Origin of the sequence: Caulobacter sp. 602-1, from assembly GCF_003931565.1 — a bacterium.
GTDB lineage: Bacteria > Pseudomonadota > Alphaproteobacteria > Caulobacterales > Caulobacteraceae > Caulobacter.
Genome location: NZ_RRYI01000123.1, coordinates 1 through 292, shown reverse-complemented (window position 1 = coordinate 292; position 292 = coordinate 1). Strand labels below are relative to the sequence as shown.

The following is a 292-nucleotide window of genomic DNA, read 5'->3' as shown; positions in this document are numbered from 1 at the left end:
AGACGGCGCGACCTGGGAAGCCGGCGACATCCTGGAGATCGGCCCGCGCAACAACCCCGCCGAAGTCGCCGCGCTCGGTCTTCCTCGGGAAACAGCAAACACCCTGTCGGGCCTGCGCCTGCCGCACGAGCCCGCCGCGATCGAGGCCCTGCGCGGTCTCTCGGCCGAAGCTCTGGCAGAGCGCCTGACGCCGCTGCCGCACCGCTAATACTCGATCGCGTCCTTGCCCTCTGATGGCGGAGTCGAGCTGATCGTCCGCCCGACGCCCCGCGCCGACGGCGCTCCAGGCCTG

General features: G+C 71.6%; 1 pseudogene. It reads left to right on the top strand.

The window, feature by feature from the left end:
• Positions 1 to 292: pseudogene (locus EIK80_RS25530) on the top strand (sulfite reductase flavoprotein subunit alpha); the annotation flags it as partial.